Annotated in this window: 14 protein-coding genes; 4 read left to right on the forward strand and 10 right to left on the reverse strand. The window is 72.7% G+C overall.

The annotated features are described in order from the left end of the window. Positions 1 to 34: 34 nt before the first annotated feature. Positions 35 to 856: a creatininase family protein gene (locus CP969_RS31835; protein ID WP_078495308.1), complete on the reverse strand. Its 822-nt coding sequence runs from the start codon at positions 854 to 856 to the stop codon at positions 35 to 37. Between the two features lie 48 nt (positions 857 to 904). Between CP969_RS31835 and ribA the strand changes: the two genes are divergently transcribed. Continuing rightward, a complete protein-coding gene (gene ribA / locus CP969_RS31840; protein ID WP_026084706.1) occupies positions 905 to 1,564 on the forward strand; it encodes a GTP cyclohydrolase II in 660 nt (219 codons plus the stop codon). Positions 1,565 to 1,587: 23 nt separating this feature from the next. On the opposite strand, the gene CP969_RS31845 is transcribed toward ribA, so the two are convergent. Next, complete coding sequence (locus CP969_RS31845; RefSeq protein WP_016823736.1) at positions 1,588 to 2,817, reverse strand: serine hydrolase domain-containing protein; 1,230 nt, start codon at positions 2,815 to 2,817, stop codon at positions 1,588 to 1,590. A 91-nt stretch (positions 2,818 to 2,908) separates the two neighbouring features. Between CP969_RS31845 and CP969_RS31850 the strand changes: the two genes are divergently transcribed. Continuing rightward, positions 2,909 to 3,355: a PPOX class F420-dependent oxidoreductase gene (locus CP969_RS31850; RefSeq protein WP_004980758.1), complete on the forward strand. Its 447-nt coding sequence runs from the start codon at positions 2,909 to 2,911 to the stop codon at positions 3,353 to 3,355. A gap of 71 nt (positions 3,356 to 3,426) precedes the next feature. On the opposite strand, the gene CP969_RS31855 is transcribed toward CP969_RS31850, so the two are convergent. Together CP969_RS31855 and CP969_RS31860 are read right to left on the reverse strand one after the other, a co-directional pair. Further along, on the reverse strand, positions 3,427 to 4,785 hold the full coding sequence (locus tag CP969_RS31855; protein ID WP_016823735.1) for an MFS transporter: 1,359 nt from the start codon (positions 4,783 to 4,785) through the stop codon (positions 3,427 to 3,429). A 206-nt stretch (positions 4,786 to 4,991) separates the two neighbouring features. Continuing rightward, positions 4,992 to 5,657, reverse strand: a complete 666-nt coding sequence (locus tag CP969_RS31860) for a TetR/AcrR family transcriptional regulator (protein WP_016823734.1) — start codon at positions 5,655 to 5,657, stop codon at positions 4,992 to 4,994. 139 nt (positions 5,658 to 5,796) lie between these two features. Between CP969_RS31860 and CP969_RS31865 the strand changes: the two genes are divergently transcribed. Then, complete coding sequence (locus tag CP969_RS31865) at positions 5,797 to 6,681, forward strand: shikimate dehydrogenase (protein WP_004980752.1); 885 nt, start codon at positions 5,797 to 5,799, stop codon at positions 6,679 to 6,681. 93 nt (positions 6,682 to 6,774) lie between these two features. Next, entirely contained in the window at positions 6,775 to 8,562 is a 1,788-nt protein-coding gene (locus tag CP969_RS31870) for a bifunctional sugar phosphate isomerase/epimerase/4-hydroxyphenylpyruvate dioxygenase family protein (RefSeq protein ID WP_016823733.1), read from the forward strand. Between the two features lie 38 nt (positions 8,563 to 8,600). Here the strand turns inward: CP969_RS31870 and CP969_RS31875 are convergent, their stop codons facing one another. The 6 genes from CP969_RS31875 to CP969_RS31905 all read right to left on the reverse strand — a co-directional run bounded on the left by CP969_RS31875 (position 8,601) and on the right by CP969_RS31905 (position 16,377). Then, positions 8,601 to 9,185 (reverse strand): histidine phosphatase family protein, encoded by a 585-nt coding sequence (locus tag CP969_RS31875; RefSeq protein WP_016823732.1) that lies wholly within the window; start codon positions 9,183 to 9,185, stop codon positions 8,601 to 8,603. A gap of 5 nt (positions 9,186 to 9,190) precedes the next feature. After that, positions 9,191 to 10,075 (reverse strand): phosphogluconate dehydrogenase (NAD(+)-dependent, decarboxylating), encoded by an 885-nt coding sequence (gene gnd, locus CP969_RS31880; protein ID WP_016823731.1) that lies wholly within the window; start codon positions 10,073 to 10,075, stop codon positions 9,191 to 9,193. 6 nt (positions 10,076 to 10,081) lie between these two features. Then, entirely contained in the window at positions 10,082 to 11,725 is a 1,644-nt protein-coding gene (gene pgi, locus CP969_RS31885; RefSeq protein WP_150474993.1) for a glucose-6-phosphate isomerase, read from the reverse strand. Beyond that, on the reverse strand, positions 11,718 to 12,653 hold the full coding sequence (opcA, locus tag CP969_RS31890) for a glucose-6-phosphate dehydrogenase assembly protein OpcA (RefSeq protein WP_004980733.1): 936 nt from the start codon (positions 12,651 to 12,653) through the stop codon (positions 11,718 to 11,720). The genes pgi and opcA overlap by 8 nt, the downstream gene beginning before the upstream one ends. After that, positions 12,650 to 14,272 carry a glucose-6-phosphate dehydrogenase gene (zwf, locus tag CP969_RS31895; RefSeq protein ID WP_016823729.1) on the reverse strand — a complete coding sequence of 541 codons (1,623 nt, stop codon included), beginning with the start codon at positions 14,270 to 14,272 and terminating at the stop codon, positions 12,650 to 12,652. Before zwf ends, opcA begins: the two co-directional genes overlap by 4 nt. A gap of 698 nt (positions 14,273 to 14,970) precedes the next feature. After that, a complete protein-coding gene (locus tag CP969_RS31905; protein WP_004980727.1) occupies positions 14,971 to 16,377 on the reverse strand; it encodes a glycoside hydrolase family 16 protein in 1,407 nt (468 codons plus the stop codon). Positions 16,378 to 16,655 lie beyond the last annotated feature (278 nt).

Consider the following 16,655-nt stretch of genomic DNA (forward strand, 5'->3'; position numbering starts at 1 on the left):
GCGCCCCCGCGTCCCCCGGCGCGCGGCGGGGCGGCTACCCGGGCCCGCCGCCGTCCACCGCGCCCGTCGCGTCGGCCGCATCCGCCGCGTCGCCCTCGGTGGTCAGCAGCGAGAAATACGCGCCGAAGGAATCCGCCAGGCTCGCCAGCAGTTTCTTCCCCTTTTCCGCCGAACCCAGTGAAGGGCGGCCGATGACACCGGAATCGGTATAGGCGGCCATGCCGAGGGAGAGCAGATGACGCCGGTCGTCCGCGACGGAATCGGAGGTCTCATAACCGGGCCGGAGCGATTCGGGATGAGTGTGCAGAAGGATGGAGGTCTCGATTTCCCCCGCGTGCATGTCGGTGAGCAGCGAGGTGACCACACCGGCCCGTCGCCGCGCCGTCTCCCAGTCCTCCGGGGCCGGGAACAGCGCCGTCCGCTCGCCGCGCGCGGAGGACTCCTGGACGACGTTGCCGAGCACGTAGTTCCCGCCGTGTCCGTTGACCAGCACCAGGGCCTCCACGCCCGACCGGCGGAGCGAGTCGGCGATGTCCCGTACCACCGCGTGAAGGGTCACGGAGGAGAGGGAGACGGTCCCCGGCCAGGCCGCGTGCTCGTGCGAGCAGGAGATCGTCACCGGAGGAAGGAGGTGCACCGGGTACGCGTCGGCGATCTCCCGCGCGACGGCGCAGGCGACCAGCGTGTCGGTCGCCAGCGGCAGGAACGGGCCGTGCTGCTCGTAGCTCCCCACCGGAAGAACCGCGACCTGCCGTGAGACGGAGGCGCCCCGCGTCCGTACATCCTCCGTAGTGTCCGCCGGCAGCAGACCGTACTCCGGGCCGTATGCCGTCGACCGTTTTTGCGAACCACCCATATCGTCACGGCCTTTCGTCTCCGCTCAGGACTGAGGAACTCGAGAATGATGACAGAAAAAGTAGGCGTACTCGGCAAGAAGGCTCCGCAGCGGACCGGTGCGGAACGCGTCGTGAATGCGCCGCTTCCCACCGTGTACGGAAAATTCCAGGCCGTCGGCTACCTGGACCACGACCGCGGTGACGAGCAAGTGGCCCTGGTGTACGGCGACATCGGCACGGACGATGTCCTCGTCCGGCTGCACTCGGAATGCCTGACGGGCGACGCCTTCGGTTCCCAGCACTGCGAGTGCGGCGACCAGCTCGCCTCGGCGCTGCGCGCGGTCGTCGCCGAAGGAGCGGGCGTGGTCGTCTACTTGAGGGGGCACGAGGGCCGCGGCATCGGCCTGCTCGCCAAGCTGCGGGCGATGGCCCTGCAGGCGGAGGGCCTGGACACCGTCGAGGCGAACCTCGCCCTCGGCCTGCCGGTGGACGCCCGCGACTACGGTGTCGCCGCCGGGATGCTCCAGGACCTGGGCGTGCGGTCGGTGCGGCTGATGTCCAACAACCCGCGCAAGCGGGAGGCGTTGGTGCGGCACGGCATCCAGGTCGCCGAGCAGGTGCCGCTGCTGATACCGCCGTGCGAGAACAACATCACCTATCTGCGCACCAAGCGGGAGCGCCTCGACCACCACCTGCCCCACCTCGACGCGGTGGCGCACTGGTCCTGACCGGCGCCGTAGGGCAGCCGCGTTCAGCCGGTCACGGCGTCGTGCACCAGCCGCCTGAGGTCCCGGAACACCGGGTGGGAGGACCTGGGCCGCACCTGCGTGTAGAACTGCACGGTCAGGTCGCGGCCCGGGTCGACCCAGAAGGTGGTGGTGGCCACCCCGCTCCAGCCGTACGTGCCGGGACCGGACGGGTCCCGGGTGCGGGACGGGTCGACGACGACGGAGACGCCGAGCCCGAAGCCGACGCCGTCGTTGCCGGGGTCGTCGTGGGCGGGGCGGCTGCCGAAGGCGCGCAGATCGGCGCCGCCGGGGAGGTGGTTGCGGGTCATCAGGTCCACGGTCTCCCGGGCGAGCAGCCGCACGCCGTCGAGTTCGCCGCGCCGACGCATGAACTCCATGAACCGGTGCATGTCGTGCGCGGAGGCCACCATCCCCCCGCTGCCGGACAGGAACCGGGGCCGCCCCCGCAGCGGCAGCCCGGCGATGGGCTCGATGCCCCCGCCCTCCGCCTCCCCGTACAGCTCCGCGAGCCGCCCCGCCTGCTCGTCGGTGACCTGGAACCCGGCGTCCGCCATCCCCAGCGGCCGGAAGACCCGCTCGGCGAGGAAGACGTCCAGCGGCCGGCCGGACACCACCTCGATGACCCGTCCCAGCACGTTGGAGGCCACCGAGTAGTTCCACTGCGTCCCCGGGTCGAACTGCAGCGGAAGACGCGCGTACAGGTCGACGGTCTCGGCGAGCGAGGCCCCCGGCACCACCGACGACTCCAGCCCGGCCGCCCGGTACAGCGCGTCGACGGGGTGGGTGTGGTAGAAGCCGAAGGTCAGCCCGGCGGTGTGGGTCATCAGGTGCCGGACGAGCAGGGGACCCGCGGCCGGCCGGGTCCGTACGCCCTCGCCGGACCCGCCCTCGTACACCCGGGGCTCGGCGAAGGCCGGCAGGTGCCGCCCCACCGGGTCGTCCAGCGACAGCCGTCCCTCCTCCACCAGCGTCAGCGCGCCCACGGACGCCACCGGCTTGGTCATGGAGTAGATCCGCCACAGCGTGTCGCTCCGGACCGGCAGCCCGGCCGCGACGTCCCGTGCCCCGTACGTCGTGAGGTGCGCGACCCGCCCGCCCCGGGCGACGGCGAGGAGGAACCCGGGCAGCCGCCCCTCGTCGACCCACCGCGCGCAGTGCCGGTCCAGGCGTTCCAGGGCCCCGGGGTCCAGTCCCGCCTCGTCCGGCTCGACCTGCTGCTCCAGCGCCACCATCGTCCTCCTCCGATCGCGCTCACCGCGGTGAGCACGTACCCCGTCGGGCGCCGTCGGGAACGCGGGCCCCGTACGGCGCGTTGACCGGGGTATGACTCAGGACGCCGAGCGGAACGCACTGCTCTCGCTGCTCTCCGAGGGAAACAGCGGAGTGCTCGTCACACTCAAGCGTGACGGGCGGCCCCAGCTGTCGAACGTCAACCACGCGTACTACCCCGACGAGCGGGTCGTGCGCGTCTCGGTCACGGACGACCGGGCCAAGACCCGCAATGCCCGACGGGACCCGCGGGTGTCCTACCACGTCACCACCCCCGACCGGTGGGCCTACACGGTCGCCGAGGGCACCGCCGAACTCACGGCGGTCGCCGGGGACCCCTACGACGAGACGGTGGAGGAACTCATCCGGCTGTACCGCGACGTCAACGGCGAGCATCCCGACTGGGACGACTACCGCGCCGCGATGGTCCGCGACCGGCGGCTGGTGCTGCGGCTGCGGGTGGAGCGGGTGTACGGGATCCCGCGGCGCGGCGGCTCGTAGGCCCCCGCGGCGAGCGGGCGGCGCGGCGGCCGGGCCCCGGAGGCGTACGGCTTCCGGGGCCCGGCCGCCGGTCAGGCCGTCACCTTCTCCGGCTGCGCGGCGCCGCCCGGGGCCGTGCGTTCGCCGAGCCGCTCGGCCGGGGTCCGGTGGGTTTCGCGGGCCGAGAGCGCGGCGACCACCGGCGGGACGCACAGGGCCGCCGTGAACAGGGCGACGGCCGTCCAGTCGTCGCCGTCCGGGCCGGCCATGTGCGCGGCGAACGTGACCGCGAAGCCGGCCACCGCGAAGCCGATCTGGGTGCCGATCGCCACGCCCGAGAGCCGGACCCGGGTCGGGAACATCTCGCCGTAGAAGGCCGGCCACACCCCGTTCGCCGCGCTGTAGACGACACCGAAGGCGAGGATGCCGAGGAACAGGGTCAGCGGGTAGTTGCCGGTGGAGATCGCCCACAGGTAGAGGAACATCGTCACCGCGCTGCCCACCGCGCCGGCCAGGAAGACCGGGCGCCGCCCGACGCGGTCGGAGAGCGCGGCCCACAGCGGGATCGCGGCCAGCGCGACGACGTTCGCCAGCGCTCCCACCCACAGCATCGACGAGCGCGACATGCCGACGGCGTCACTGGTCGCGTAGGCCAGGGCCCACACGGTGAAGATCGTGCTGACCGAGGCGATCAGCGCACCGGCGACCACCCGCAGGACGTCCGCCCAGTGCGCGCGCGCCAGCACCACCAGCGGCAGCCGCACGACCCCCTCGGTCGCGGTCTGCCGGGCGAAGGCCGGCGTCTCGTCCAGCTTGCGGCGGATGACGTACCCCACCACGGCGACCGCGACGCTCAGCCAGAACGGCACCCGCCAACCCCAGGACAGCAGATGCTCCTCGGGCAGCGCGGCCACCGGGATGAAGACCAGGGTGGCCAGCAGCTGCCCGCCCTGCGTACCGCTGAGGGTGAAGCTGGTGAAGAAGCCCCGCCGGTGCGGTGGCGCGTGTTCCAGGGCCATCGAGTTCGCACTGGCCTGCTCACCGGCCGCCGAGATGCCCTGCAGCACCCGGCACAGCACCAGCAGCACGGGGGCGAGCGTGCCGACCTGGGCGCGGGTGGGCAGACAGCCGATGAGGAACGTCGACAGGCCCATCAGCATCAACGTGAAGACCATGATCTTCTTACGGCCGAGCCGGTCGCCGACGTGACCGAGGAAGAGCGCGCCGAGCGGCCGCGCCGCGTACGCGACACCGAACGTGCCCAGGGACAGCAGGGTCGCCGTCGCCGGGTCGGACTCGTCGAAGAAGACCTCGGGGAAGATCAGCGCGGCCGCGCTGCCGTAGATGAAGAAGTCGTAGTACTCCAGGGCGCTGCCGACCCAGGCGGCGGTCGCGGCCTTCTTCGGCTGTCCGGGCGGGGAGGCGTCGCGGGGCGGGGCGGGGACGGTCACGGCGGACTCCTTCGAGGGGGCTCCACGGCATGCGGAGAACAGAGGGAGGGGAGAGAGGCCGGCGCTCTAATTAACCCACTGGATAGTTAGTAGCGGCTGGGTAGGGATGCTGCGCCCGCCCGTTCGCAGTGTCAAGGGGTCGTGCCGCCCCTCGTGGCCGAGGGGCCCTGCCGCGCCTTTGCGGCGAGGGGCGCGGCGTACGGGGGTCAGTCCGCGGTCCGCTCCGCCGTCAGATAGGCGATCACCATGTCGCCCAGCATCGTCCGGTAGTGCTCGCGCTGGGCCGGATCGACCAGGTCGCGCCCGAACAGGGCGCCGAAGGTGTGCCGGTTGGACACCCGGAAGAAGCAGAACGCGCTGATCATCGCGTGCAGGTCGACGGCGTCCACGTCGGCCGTGAACAGGCCCGACTCCCGTCCGGCCGCCAGGATGCGGCGGATCACGTCCAGTGCGGGCGAGCCCATCCGGCCGAACTCCTCGGAGGCCGCGATGTGCTGCGCGCCGTGGATGTTCTCGATGCTCACCAGACGGATGAAGTCGGGGTGCCGCTCATGGTGGTCGAAGGTCACCTCCGCCAGCCGCCGGATGGCCGCCACCGGGTCCAGGTGATCGACGTCCAACTGCTGCTCGGCCTCGCGGATCACGCCGTACGCCCGCTCCAGCACGGCCGTGAACAACTGCTCCTTGCCGCCGAAGTAGTAGTAGATCATCCGCTTCGTGGTGCGGGTGCGGGCGGCGATCTCGTCGACGCGGGCGCCGTCGTAGCCGGCCCGGGCGAACTCCCGCGTCGCCACGTCGAGGATCTCGGCCCGGGTGCGGGCGGCGTCCCGGATGCGCTCGCCGGGCCGTGCCGGTTCTTCGACGCTGGTCATGGAGTTCCTTCGGGCGGGGGCCAGTGCCGGTGATTGTAGAAGCAGGGCGCCGGTTCCCTGCCGGGCCTTCCCCCGGGCCCGTCGCCGCTGGTATAGCTAACGTACTAGTTAGTACATTGTTTGCCTCCGGAGGTCCGCGGTGCTCAAGGACTCGTATCTCGTCGGGCTGATCGGCTCCGGCATCGGCCCGTCGCTCAGTCCCGCGCTGCACGAGCGGGAGGCGGGCCGTCAGGGGCTGCGCTGCCTGTACCGGCTGCTCGACCTCGACGCGATCGGGGTGCCGCCCGAGGCGGTGGGCGAACTGGTGCGCGCGGCACGGCTGCTCGGTTTCGACGGGCTCAACATCACGCACCCGTGCAAGCGGCTGGTCGTCGAGCACCTGGACGCCCTCGATCCGCGGGCCGAGGCGCTCGGCGCGGTCAACACCGTCGTCTTCGAGGACGGCCGCGCCGTCGGGCACAACACGGACGTCACCGGCTTCGCCACCGCCTTCGCCCGCGGTCTGCCCGACGCCCCGCTGGAGCGGGTGGTGCAGCTCGGCGCGGGCGGCGCGGGCGCGGCCGTCGCGCACGCCGCGCTGACCCTCGGCGCCGGACGGATCACCGTCGTGGACGCGCTGCCCGAGCGGGCCGCCGAACTCGCCGCCGGTCTCGACCGGACCTTCGGGGCGGGGCGCGCCGCCGCCGCGACCCCGGACCGGCTGCCGGACCTCCTCGCCGCCGCCGTCGGCAACGGCGGCCTGGTGCACGCCACCCCCACCGGCATGGCCGCCCACCCCGGGCTGCCGCTGCCGGCGGAGCTGCTGCGCCCCGGCCTGTGGGTCGCGGAGGTGGTCTACCGGCCCCTGGAGACCGACCTGCTGCGCGCCGCCCGCGCGGCCGGCTGCGCCACGCTGGACGGGGGCGGCATGGCCGCCTTCCAGGCCGCGGACGCGTTCCGCCTGTTCACCGGGCGGGAACCCGACAGCGCGAGGATGCTCGCCGACCTCACCGAGCTGACCGGCGCCGTCGCGGCCCCCCGGTAGCCCCGAACAGCCCCGAACAGCCCCGAGCAGCCCCGAGCAGCCGCGGACGGCCCACCGGGGCCCGCCGAACGTCACCGAAACAGAGGTACCGACGTGCGTACGTCCATCGCCACCGTCTCCCTCAGCGGCTCCCTCACCGAGAAGCTCACGGCCGCCGCGCGGGCCGGCTTCGACGGAGTCGAGATCTTCGAGAACGACCTGCTCGCCAGCCCCCTCTCCCCCGAGGAGGTCCGCGCCCGCTGCGCCGACCTCGGCCTCAGCGTCGACCTGTACCAGCCGCTGCGGGACATCGAGGCCGTCCCGGCCGACGTGTTCGCCGGCAACCTGCGCCGCGCCCGGCACAAGTTCGAGCTGATGCGCAGGCTCGGCGCCGACACCGTCCTCGTCTGCTCCAGCGTCGACCCCGCCGCCCTCGACGACGACGCCCTCGCCGCCGAACAGCTGAGCGAACTCGCCGGGCTGGCCGACGACTTCAGCGTCCGGGTGGCCTACGAGGCGCTGGCCTGGGGACGGCACGTCAGCACGTACGACCACGCCTGGCGGATCGTCGAGACGGCGGACCACCCGGCGCTCGGCACCTGTCTGGACAGCTTCCACATCCTCTCCCGCGGCTCCGACCCCCGGGGCATCGAGGACATCCCCGGCGAGAAGATCTTCTTCCTCCAGCTCGCCGACGCCCCGCTGCCCGCGATGGACGTACTGCAGTGGAGCCGTCACCACCGCTGCTTCCCCGGCCAGGGCGGTTTCGACGTCGCCGGGCTGGTGCGGCACGTACTGCGCACGGGGTACGCCGGTCCGCTCTCGCTGGAGGTCTTCAACGACGTCTTCCGGCAGGCGGAGGCCGGCCCGACCGCCGTGGACGCCCGCCGCTCCCTGCTGGTGCTCCAGGAGGAGACGGGGATCGCCGAACCGCCCGCCCCCGTCGTCCCCACCGGCTTCGCCTTCGCCGAACTCGTCACCGCCGACACCGAACCCGTCGCCGCGCTGCTCGGCGCGCTGGGCTTCGCCCGCACCGCACGGCACCGCACCAAACCCGTCGACCTGTGGCGGCAGGGCGAGGCCCGGATCCTGGTCAACGCCGGGACGGCCGTACGCCGTGACGGCACCCGGCTCGCCGCCGTCGGCCTGGAGTCACCGGACCCGGGCGGTGCCGCCCGGCGCGCGGAGGCCCTGCTGGCACCGGTGCTGCCGCGCCGCCGCGCGCCCGAGGACGCCCCGCTCGACGCGGTCGCCGCGCCCGACGGCACGGAGCTGTTCTTCTGCGGCAGCGGGTCCGGCGGTTGGCGGGCCGACTTCGAGGACGCCGACCACGCGCCCGCCGCGGGGTCCGTGCGCCGCATCGACCACCTGGCGCTCACCCAGCCCTGGCACCACTTCGACGAGGCGGCCCTCTTCCACCGCAGCGTGCTCGGACTGCGCGCCGAGGACTGCGTGGACCTCGCCGACCCCTACGGACTGCTCCGCAGCCGCGCGGTGAGCAACGCCGACGGCAGCGTCCGCATCGTCCTCACCGTCGGAGCCGCGCCCACGGACGACACCGCGCGGGCCCAGCACATCGCGCTCGCCACCGACGACGTGGTCGCCGCCGCCCGCCGCTTCCGCGACGCCGGCGGCCGCCTGCTGCCGATCCCGGCGAACTACTACGACGACCTCGCCGCCCGGTACGCGTTCGCCGACGGCGAGCTGGAAACCTACCGCGAGCTGGGCATCCTCTACGACCGCGACGCGCACGGCGTCCTGCGGCACTGCTACACCCGCACCGTCGGCCGCGTCTTCTTCGAACTCCTCCAGCGCGAGGGCGACCACCGCGGCTACGGCGCCCGCAACGCACCGGTGCGGCTGGCCGCGCAGCACGCGGTGCAGGCGCACGCCGGGGGATGACGGCCCCGGCCGCCCGTGCGGCCGCCCGGGCCCGGCGTTCACGGCCGGGCGTTCCACTCCGCGATCACGGGCCTGCCGTGTTCCAGCGACAGCCGGCTCAGCGTGCCCGTCTCCAGCCGGAACAGGCGCCCCTCGACAGGCGGCAGGCCCAGGCGGCGGGCGGTCAGCACGCGGAGCAGGTGGCCGTGGGCGACCAGCAGCACGTTGCCCCCGTCGAGCGCCCCGGCCACCCGGGCCAGCACCCGGTCGGCGCGCTCGCCCACCTGCTCCACCGACTCGCCGGGGAGGTCCGGGCCGGGAGGCACGCCGTCGGTCCACAGGTCCCAGCCGGGCCGGGTGCGGCGGATGTCCGCGGTGGTGACCCCCTCGTAGCCGCCGTAGTCCCACTCCCGCAGGTCCGCCTCCGGCACGGCCCCGGCCAGGCCGGCGAGTTCGGCGGTGCGCCGGGCGCGGAGCAGCGGACTGGTGAGGACCAGCGCGAAGGTCCGGCCCGCCAGGAGCGGCACGAGGGACTTGGCCTGGGCCTCACCGCTCGGGGTCAGCGGCAGGTCGGTCCGGCCGGTGTGCCGGCCCGCCCGGCTCCACTCCGTCTCGCCGTGCCGGGCCAGCAGCAGGTCCCCCACGGCCGTTACGCCTTCTTCACCGACTCGACGGCGTGACCGCCGAACTGCTTGCGCAGCGCCGCGACCATCTTCATCTGCGGGGAGTCCTCCTGGCGGGAGGCGAACCGCGCGAACAGGGACGCGGTGATCGTCGGCAGCGGTACCGCGTGGTCGACGGCCGCCTCCACGGCCCAGCGGCCCTCGCCCGAGTCCTCGGCGTAGCCGCGCAGCCGGTCCAGGTGCTCGTCCTCGTCGAGGGCGTTCACCGCGAGGTCGAGCAGCCAGGAGCGGATGACGGTCCCCTCCTGCCAGGAGCGGAACACCTCCCGGACGTCGGTCACCGAGTCGGCCCTCTCCAGCAGCTCCCAGCCCTCGGCGTAGGCCTGCATCATGGCGTACTCGATGCCGTTGTGGACCATCTTCGCGAAGTGCCCGGCACCGACCCGGCCCGCGTGGACGAAACCGTAGGGACCCTCCGGCTTGAGGGCGTCGAAGATCGGCCGCAGCCGGGCCACGTGCTCCTCGTTGCCGCCGACCATCAGGGCGTAGCCGTGCTCCAGGCCCCACACACCGCCCGAGACGCCCGCGTCGACGAAGCCGATGCCCCGGGCGTCCAGCTCCCGGGCGTGCTTCTCGTCGTCCGTCCAGCGGGAGTTGCCCCCGTCGACGACCACGTCGCCGGGCCGGAGCAGGCTCGCCAGCTGGTCGATGATCTGTTGGGTGGCGGCGCCGGCGGGAACCATGACCCAGACCGCGCGGGGCCTGTCGAGCTGGGTGACGAGGTCGGAGAGGTGTCCCACGTCCGAGAGTTCGGGTTTGGTGTCGTACCCGACGACGGTGTGGCCGGCGTTGCGGAGGCGCTCGCGCATGTTGCCGCCCATCTTGCCGAGACCAACGAGACCGATCTGCATGTCAGTTCACTTCCTGAGTTCGCGGTAGGCGGCCACCAGGGCGGCCGTGGACGGGTCGAGGCCGGGGACCGGGGTGCCGTCGGTGAGGGCGGGCTCGACGCGCCGGGCGAGCACCTTGCCCAGCTCCACCCCCCACTGGTCGAAGGAGTCGATGTCCCAGACCGCGCCCTGCACGAACACCTTGTGCTCGTAGAGGGCCACCAGCTGGCCGAGCACCGACGGCGTCAGCGCACGCGCCAGGATCGTGGTCGTGGGATGGTTGCCCCGGAACGTCTTGTGCGGCACCAGCTCCTCCGGCACCCCCTCCGCCCGCACCTCCTCCGGCGTCCTGCCGAACGCCAGCGCCTGCGTCTGGGCGAAGAAGTTGGCCATCAGCAGATCGTGCTGGGCCCTCAGCCCCCCGCTCAACTCGGCCACCGGCTCGGCGAAACCGATGAAGTCCGCCGGAACCAGCTTCGTGCCCTGATGGATCAACTGGTAGTAGGCGTGCTGCCCGTTGGTCCCCGGCGTGCCCCACACCACCGGACCCGTCTGCCACTGCACCGCCCGCCCCCGGCGGTCCACCGACTTGCCGTTGGACTCCATGTCCAGCTGCTGCAGGTACGCGGTGAACCTCGCCAGGTAGTGCGAGTACGGCAGCACCGCGTGCGACTGCGCGCCGAGGAAGTTGTTGTACCAGATGCCCAGCAGCCCCAGCAGCAGCGGGACGTTGGCCTCGGTCGGCGCGGTACGGAAGTGCTCGTCGACGATCCGGAACCCCGCCAGCATCTCCCGGAACCGCTCCGGACCGATGGCGATCATCAGCGACAGGCCGATCGCCGAGTCGTAGGAGTAGCGCCCGCCGACCCAGTCCCAGAACTCGAACATGTTCGCCGGGTCGATGCCGAACCCGGCGACCTCCTCCGCGTTCGTGGACAGCGCCACGAAGTGCTTCGCCACCGCCGCCTCGTCCCCCAGCGCCGCCAGCAGCCAGGCGCGCGCCGCGGTGGCGTTGGTGACCGTCTCGACGGTGGTGAAGGTCTTGGAGGCGATGACGAACAGCGTCTCCGCCGGGTCCAGGTCGCGGACGGCCTCGTGCAGGTCGGCGCCGTCCACGTTGGACACGAACCGGAAGGTCAGCGCGCGGTCGGTGTAGGCGCGCAGCGCCTCGTACGCCATCGCGGGGCCCAGGTCGGAGCCGCCGATGCCGACGTTGACCACGTTGCGGATCCGCCTGCCGGTGTGCCCGGTCCACCGCCCGGAGCGGACCCGGTCGGCGAAGGCGGCCATCTGGTCCAGCACCGCGTGCACGGCCGGCACCACGTTCTGCCCGTCGACCTCGACCACCGCCTCCCGCGGCGCCCGCAGCGCGGTGTGCAGCACCGCCCGGTCCTCGGTGGTGTTGATCCGCTCGCCGCGGAACATCGCGTCCCGCAGCGCGAACACCCCGGTGGCCTCCGCCAGCTCCCGCAGCAGCGCGAGCGTCTCGTCGGTGACCAGGTGCTTGGAGTAGTCGACGTACAGGTCACCCACGCGCACCACGTACCGCTCCGCGCGGGAGGGGTCGGCGGCGAACAGCTCGCGCAGGTCGGGCCGCGGCAGCGTGTCCGTGCGGTGGTCCTCCAGGGCGGTCCACTGGGGGCGCCGGGTCAGCTCGGGGACCTCATGCATGGGCGGGTACCTCCTCGCCGGCCCCGCCGCGCAGGGCGAGGGCGTACGTCTCGTCCGCGTCGAGGCGCCTGAGCTCCTCGGCGATGAGTTCGGAGGTGGCACGGATCTTCAGCGCCACCCGGCGCGGCGGCTGGCCCGGCAGGGACAGCGTGGCCAGCGGGCCCTCGGGGCGGTCGACGACGAGGTCGCCCTCCGCGGTGCCGAGGCGGACCGCCGTGACGACCGGTCCGTCGGTCACCACCCGGTCGACGGTGACCCGCAGCCGCGCCTCCAGCCAGCGTGCCAGCAGCTCGGCGGCCGGATTGTCGGCCTCGGCCTCCACGGCCGCCGAGGTCACCGTCACCGGGGCCTGGTCCAGGGCCGCGGCCAGCAGGGAGCGCCACGGCGTCAGCCGGGTCCAGGCGAGGTCGGTGTCGCCCGGCGCGTAGGAGCGCACGCGTGCCTCCAGGACCTCCGAGGGGTTCTCGACCGCGTACAGGTCGGTGATCCGGCGCTGGGCCAGCGCGCCCAGCGGGTCCTTCGCCGGGTTCTCGGGCGCGTCCGTCGGCCACCAGACCACCACCGGGGCGTCCGGCAGCAGCAGCGGCAGCACCACCGAGTCGGCGTGCTCGGAGACCTCGCCGTAGGTCCGCAGCACCACCGTCTCGCCGGTGCCCGACTCCGAGCCGAGGCGGACCTCCGCGTCCAGCCGGGGGTGGGTGCGCTCGCGCGGGGTGCGGGCCTGCCGCTTGATGACGACCAGGGTGCGCGAGGGGTGCTCGTGCGAGGCGTCGCCGGCCGCCTTCAGCGCGTCGTAGGCGTTCTCCTCGTCCGTCACGACGACCAGGGTGAGCACCATGCCCACGGCCGGTGTGCCGATGGCCCGGCGGCCCTGCACCAGCGCCTTGTTGATCTTGCTTGCCGTGGTGTCGGTCAGATCGATCTTCATGGCCTGCGCCAGCTCCGTCCGTCTCGCTCGAGCATCTCGTCGGCCTCCGCGGGTCCCCAGCTGCCCGAGGCGTACCGCGCCGGCCTGCCGTGCGACGCCCAGTACTCCTCGATCGGGTCGAGGATCCTCCAGGACTCTTCCACTTCCTGGTGACGGGGGAACAGGTTGGCGTCCCCCAGGAGGACGTCGAGGATCAGCCGTTCGTACGCCTCCGGGCTGGACTCGGTGAACGACTCGCCGTAGGCGAAGTCCATCGACACGTCCCGGATCTCCATCGACGTGCCCGGCACCTTGGAGCCGAAGCGCACCGTGACGCCCTCGTCCGGCTGGACGCGGATCACGATGGCGTTGGAGCCCAGTTCCTCGGTGGCGGTGGAGTCGAAGGGGGAGTGCGGCGCCCGCTGGAAGACCACCGCGATCTCGGTGACCCGGCGGCCCAGCCGCTTGCCGGTGCGCAGGTAGAAGGGGACGCCCGCCCAGCGGCGGTTGTCGATGCCCAGCTTGACCGCCGCGTAGGTGTCGGTCTTCGAGGAGGAGTCGATGCCCTCCTCCTCCAGGTACCCGCGCACCTTCGCGCCGCCCTGCCAGGCACCGGTGTACTGCCCGCGCACGGTGTGCCGGCCCAGGTCCTTCGGCAGCCTCACCGCCCGCAGGACCTTCAGCTTCTCGGTGAGCAGCGCGTCCGCGTCGAAGGAGGCGGGCTCCTCCATCGCGGTGAGCGCGAGCAGCTGCAGGAGGTGGTTCTGGATGACGTCGCGGGCGGCGCCGATGCCGTCGTAGTAGCCGGCCCGGCCGCCGATGCCGATGTCCTCGGCCATGGTGATCTGCACGTGGTCCACGTAGGACCGGTTCCAGACGGGCTCGAACAACTGGTTGGCGAAGCGCAGCGCCAGGATGTTCTGGACCGTCTCCTTGCCCAGATAGTGGTCGATCCGGAAGACCTGGTCCGGGTCGAACACCTCGTGGACGATCGCGTTCAGGTCCTGGGCGGACCTCAGGTCGTGCCCGAACGGTTTCTCGATCACGGCGCGCCGCCAGGATCCCTCGGGAGCGTCGGCCAGTCCGTGCTTCTTCAGCTGCTCCACCACCTTGGGGAAGAACCTCGGCGGCACCGAGAGGTAGAAGGCGTGGTTGCCGCTGGTGCCCCGGGACGCGTCCAACTCGTCGATGGCCTCGCGCAGTTGCTCGAAGGCCGAATCGTCCTCGAAGTCGCCCGGGACGAACCGCATCCCCTCGGCGAGCTGCTGCCAGACCTCCTCGCGGAAGGGGGTGCGGGCGTGCTCCTCGACCGCGTCGTGGACCACCTGGGCGAAGTCCTGGTTCTCCCAGTCCCGCCGGGCGAAGCCGACCAGCGAGAAGCCCGGCGGCAGCAGACCGCGGTTGGCGAGGTCGTACACGGCCGGCATCAGTTTCCTGCGGGACAGGTCACCGGTCACCCCGAAGATGACCAGCCCCGAGGGGCCCGCGATCCGGGGCAGCCGGCGGTCGCGGGGGTCGCGCAGGGGGTTGTCCCAGCCGGCCGCGGGGGCGCGGAGGGCCGCGTCGGCCCGGGGCGCTCCCCGTTCCCGTTCCCCGGTCCCCGCGGTGTCCGTCCGCGGTTCGGTCGTCTCGTCGGTCATTCCGCGTCAGCTCCCATGCTGTCGAGGGGCATCGTCACCGCGTCGAGCAGGTCCTTCCCGTACCGGGTGTCCTGGTGCGCCGGGTTCAGCCATTCGCCGGTACCGCTGCCGACGGGAGGAGGAGGAAGGGGAGGACGGACCGGGGCGTCGTGCCGGGGCGGCCTGCCGGACGGTCCGGCGGGTCCCCGCCGGACGGTCGCTTCGGTGCTCCCGCGGTCGCGGTTGCTTCGGTCACTGTGATCATCTTCTTTCCCGCGGTCACCTCGACCGCGCGCGGAGGTGAGGAATTCCTTCGCGAAGTGTTCGACGGAGTCGATGCGTCCCGCGTCACCTGTGAACCGGTACCACGTCGGTCCCCCTCCGGCTCCGATCGCAACGCGGGCCTGCACGGTCGGCGGCGGCACCCCGTGGGTCGGTACACCCTGACGGGCGAGCGCGGGACCGTGCCGGTGGGCCGGACGGGCGACCGGGGTGTTCCCGGTGCCGGTCGGCACGCCGGTCGCCCGGACGATCTCGATCACCACCCTCTTTCTCGCGCAGCGGCGAGTACCGCGGAACCGTGCCGGTCATGCCGCCCGTCCCGGCCGCGCGGGACGCCGCCGCCCTTTTCGGGCCCCCGCGGGACCCCGGACACGCAAAAGGGGCTCCACGTACGCGTGGAGCCCCTTTTGCGGCCGGGGAGGCCGGTGCGGGGGTGCTCAGCGGCCGAAGGTGAACCAGTTGACGTTCACGAAGTCCGACGGCTGACCGCTGGTGAAGGTCAGGTAGACGTCGTGCGTGCCCGTGACGGGGCTGATGTTCGCCGGGATCGTCCGCCACGACTGCCAGCCGCCCGTGTTGCCCACCGCGAAACTGCCGACGGGCGCGTTGCTCCGGCTGTCCAGGCGCACCTCGACCAGGCCGCTGACGCCGGGTGCCGCGCCGCTCGCCACCCGCGCGGAGAACTGCCGCGCCGGGGTGGAGCCGAAAGCGACGCCCTTGAAGTGCAGCCAGTCGCCGTTGGCCAGCGCGCCGACGTTCTGGCCGCCGCCGGTGTCCGACGTCGTCTCCGTCATCGTGCCGGACTGGCCGTCGTAGGACTCGGCCTGGAGGGTGCCGTAGGCGTCGCGGTTCCCGGTCGGCGGGGGCGTGGTGCCGCCGCCGGCGGAGGTCAGCACCTGGACGTAGTCGACCAGCATCGAGTGGCCGGGCTGGGTGCCGGCGTCCGGGCCGCCGCCGAAGGCGTCGGGGAACCCACCGCCCATCGCCACGTTGAGGATGACGAAGAAGCCGTGGTCCGTGGCGTTCGACCAGGTGGCCGCGTCGACCTGGTTCTCCCGCACGGTGTGGAAGTTGTTGCCGTCCAGGTAGAAGCGGATCTCCTCCACGGCGGTGGAGCGGTCCCACTCCATCCGGTACGTGTGGAAGCCGGCCTGGCAGGTCGTGCCCTGGCAGGTGGTGGAACCGCCGATGCCGCTGTTCTCGTTGCAGGGGCCGCCGGGTGCGGTGCCGCAGTGCATGGTGGCGAACACGGTGTTCATGCCCTGCGTGTTCTCCATGATGTCCAGCTCGCCGACCGCGGGCCAGTTCCAATAGTTGCCCCGGTAGGGCGCGCCCAGCATCCAGAACGCCGGCCAGTAGCCCTTGGCGGCGGCCCCGGTGACGTTGGGCACCTGGATGCGGCCCTCGACGCGCATCGTGCCGCCCGCCGGGGGCTGGAAGTCGGTGCGGTTGGTCTCGATGCGGCCGGAGGTCCAGTTGCCCGAGGCGTCGCGCCGCGGGGTGATGCGGAGGTTGCCGTTGCCGTCGAGGGAGACGTTGTCCGTGCTGGACGTCATCGTCTCGATCTCGCCGGTGCCCCAGTTGGCCGGGCCGCCCGGGTAGCCCTTGCCGGTCGCGTACTGCCAGCGGGAGGTGTCGACGCCGCGGCCCGCGGGGCCCTCGAAGTCGTCGACGAAGACCTGGGTCCAGCCCGACGGGGGAGGCGGCGCGGAGGCGCTCGCGGACGGGCTGGCGACGGTCGCGGCGGCCGCCGCGAGGCCCAGCGTGCTCACGACGGCGAGGAGCGCCCGCCTCACGGGGCGGGGTCTGCGGGGGGTGCGGGGTGTGCCGGAGGTGTCACTCATGTGGGGATGCCTCTCGGGTACGGAGGATCGGTGCGGGGAGTACGTCGAGAGCGCGGATCCGCGTTTTGAGAGCGCTCTCAAAGTGACGCCAATGTGCTCCGCGGCCCTTCCGCCGTCAAGAGGTGTAACCGAGAAAGTCCTTGTGCGCGGGGAGGGTTCACCTCATGAATGACGCGAATGGGCGCAAGCGTGCCGCGGCGGAGGCCGTGCGCGGAGCCCGGGGCGGGCCGGAACACCGCGCGGGTCTCTCCGTTCGGCCGCGGAAAGGGGCGGGCACG

Origin of the sequence: Streptomyces viridosporus T7A (assembly GCF_008704515.1) — a bacterium.
Classification (GTDB): domain Bacteria; phylum Actinomycetota; class Actinomycetes; order Streptomycetales; family Streptomycetaceae; genus Streptomyces; species Streptomyces viridosporus.

Excerpts from the sequence above, each read along its gene's own strand:
- CP969_RS31835 (WP_078495308.1), bottom strand. The coding sequence starts at position 856 with ATGGGTGGTTCGCAAAAACGGTCGACGGCATACGGCCCGGAGTACGGT.
- ribA (WP_026084706.1), top strand. The coding sequence starts at position 905 with ATGACAGAAAAAGTAGGCGTACTCGGCAAGAAGGCTCCGCAGCGGACC.
- CP969_RS31845 (WP_016823736.1), bottom strand. The coding sequence starts at position 2,817 with ATGGTGGCGCTGGAGCAGCAGGTCGAGCCGGACGAGGCGGGACTGGAC.
- CP969_RS31850 (WP_004980758.1), top strand. The coding sequence starts at position 2,909 with ATGACTCAGGACGCCGAGCGGAACGCACTGCTCTCGCTGCTCTCCGAG.
- CP969_RS31860 (WP_016823734.1), bottom strand. The coding sequence starts at position 5,657 with ATGACCAGCGTCGAAGAACCGGCACGGCCCGGCGAGCGCATCCGGGAC.
- gnd (WP_016823731.1), bottom strand. The coding sequence starts at position 10,075 with ATGCAGATCGGTCTCGTTGGTCTCGGCAAGATGGGCGGCAACATGCGC.
- pgi (WP_150474993.1), bottom strand. The coding sequence starts at position 11,725 with ATGCATGAGGTCCCCGAGCTGACCCGGCGCCCCCAGTGGACCGCCCTG.
- opcA (WP_004980733.1), bottom strand. The coding sequence starts at position 12,653 with ATGAAGATCGATCTGACCGACACCACGGCAAGCAAGATCAACAAGGCG.
- zwf (WP_016823729.1), bottom strand. The coding sequence starts at position 14,272 with ATGACCGACGAGACGACCGAACCGCGGACGGACACCGCGGGGACCGGG.
- CP969_RS31905 (WP_004980727.1), bottom strand. The coding sequence starts at position 16,377 with ATGAGTGACACCTCCGGCACACCCCGCACCCCCCGCAGACCCCGCCCC.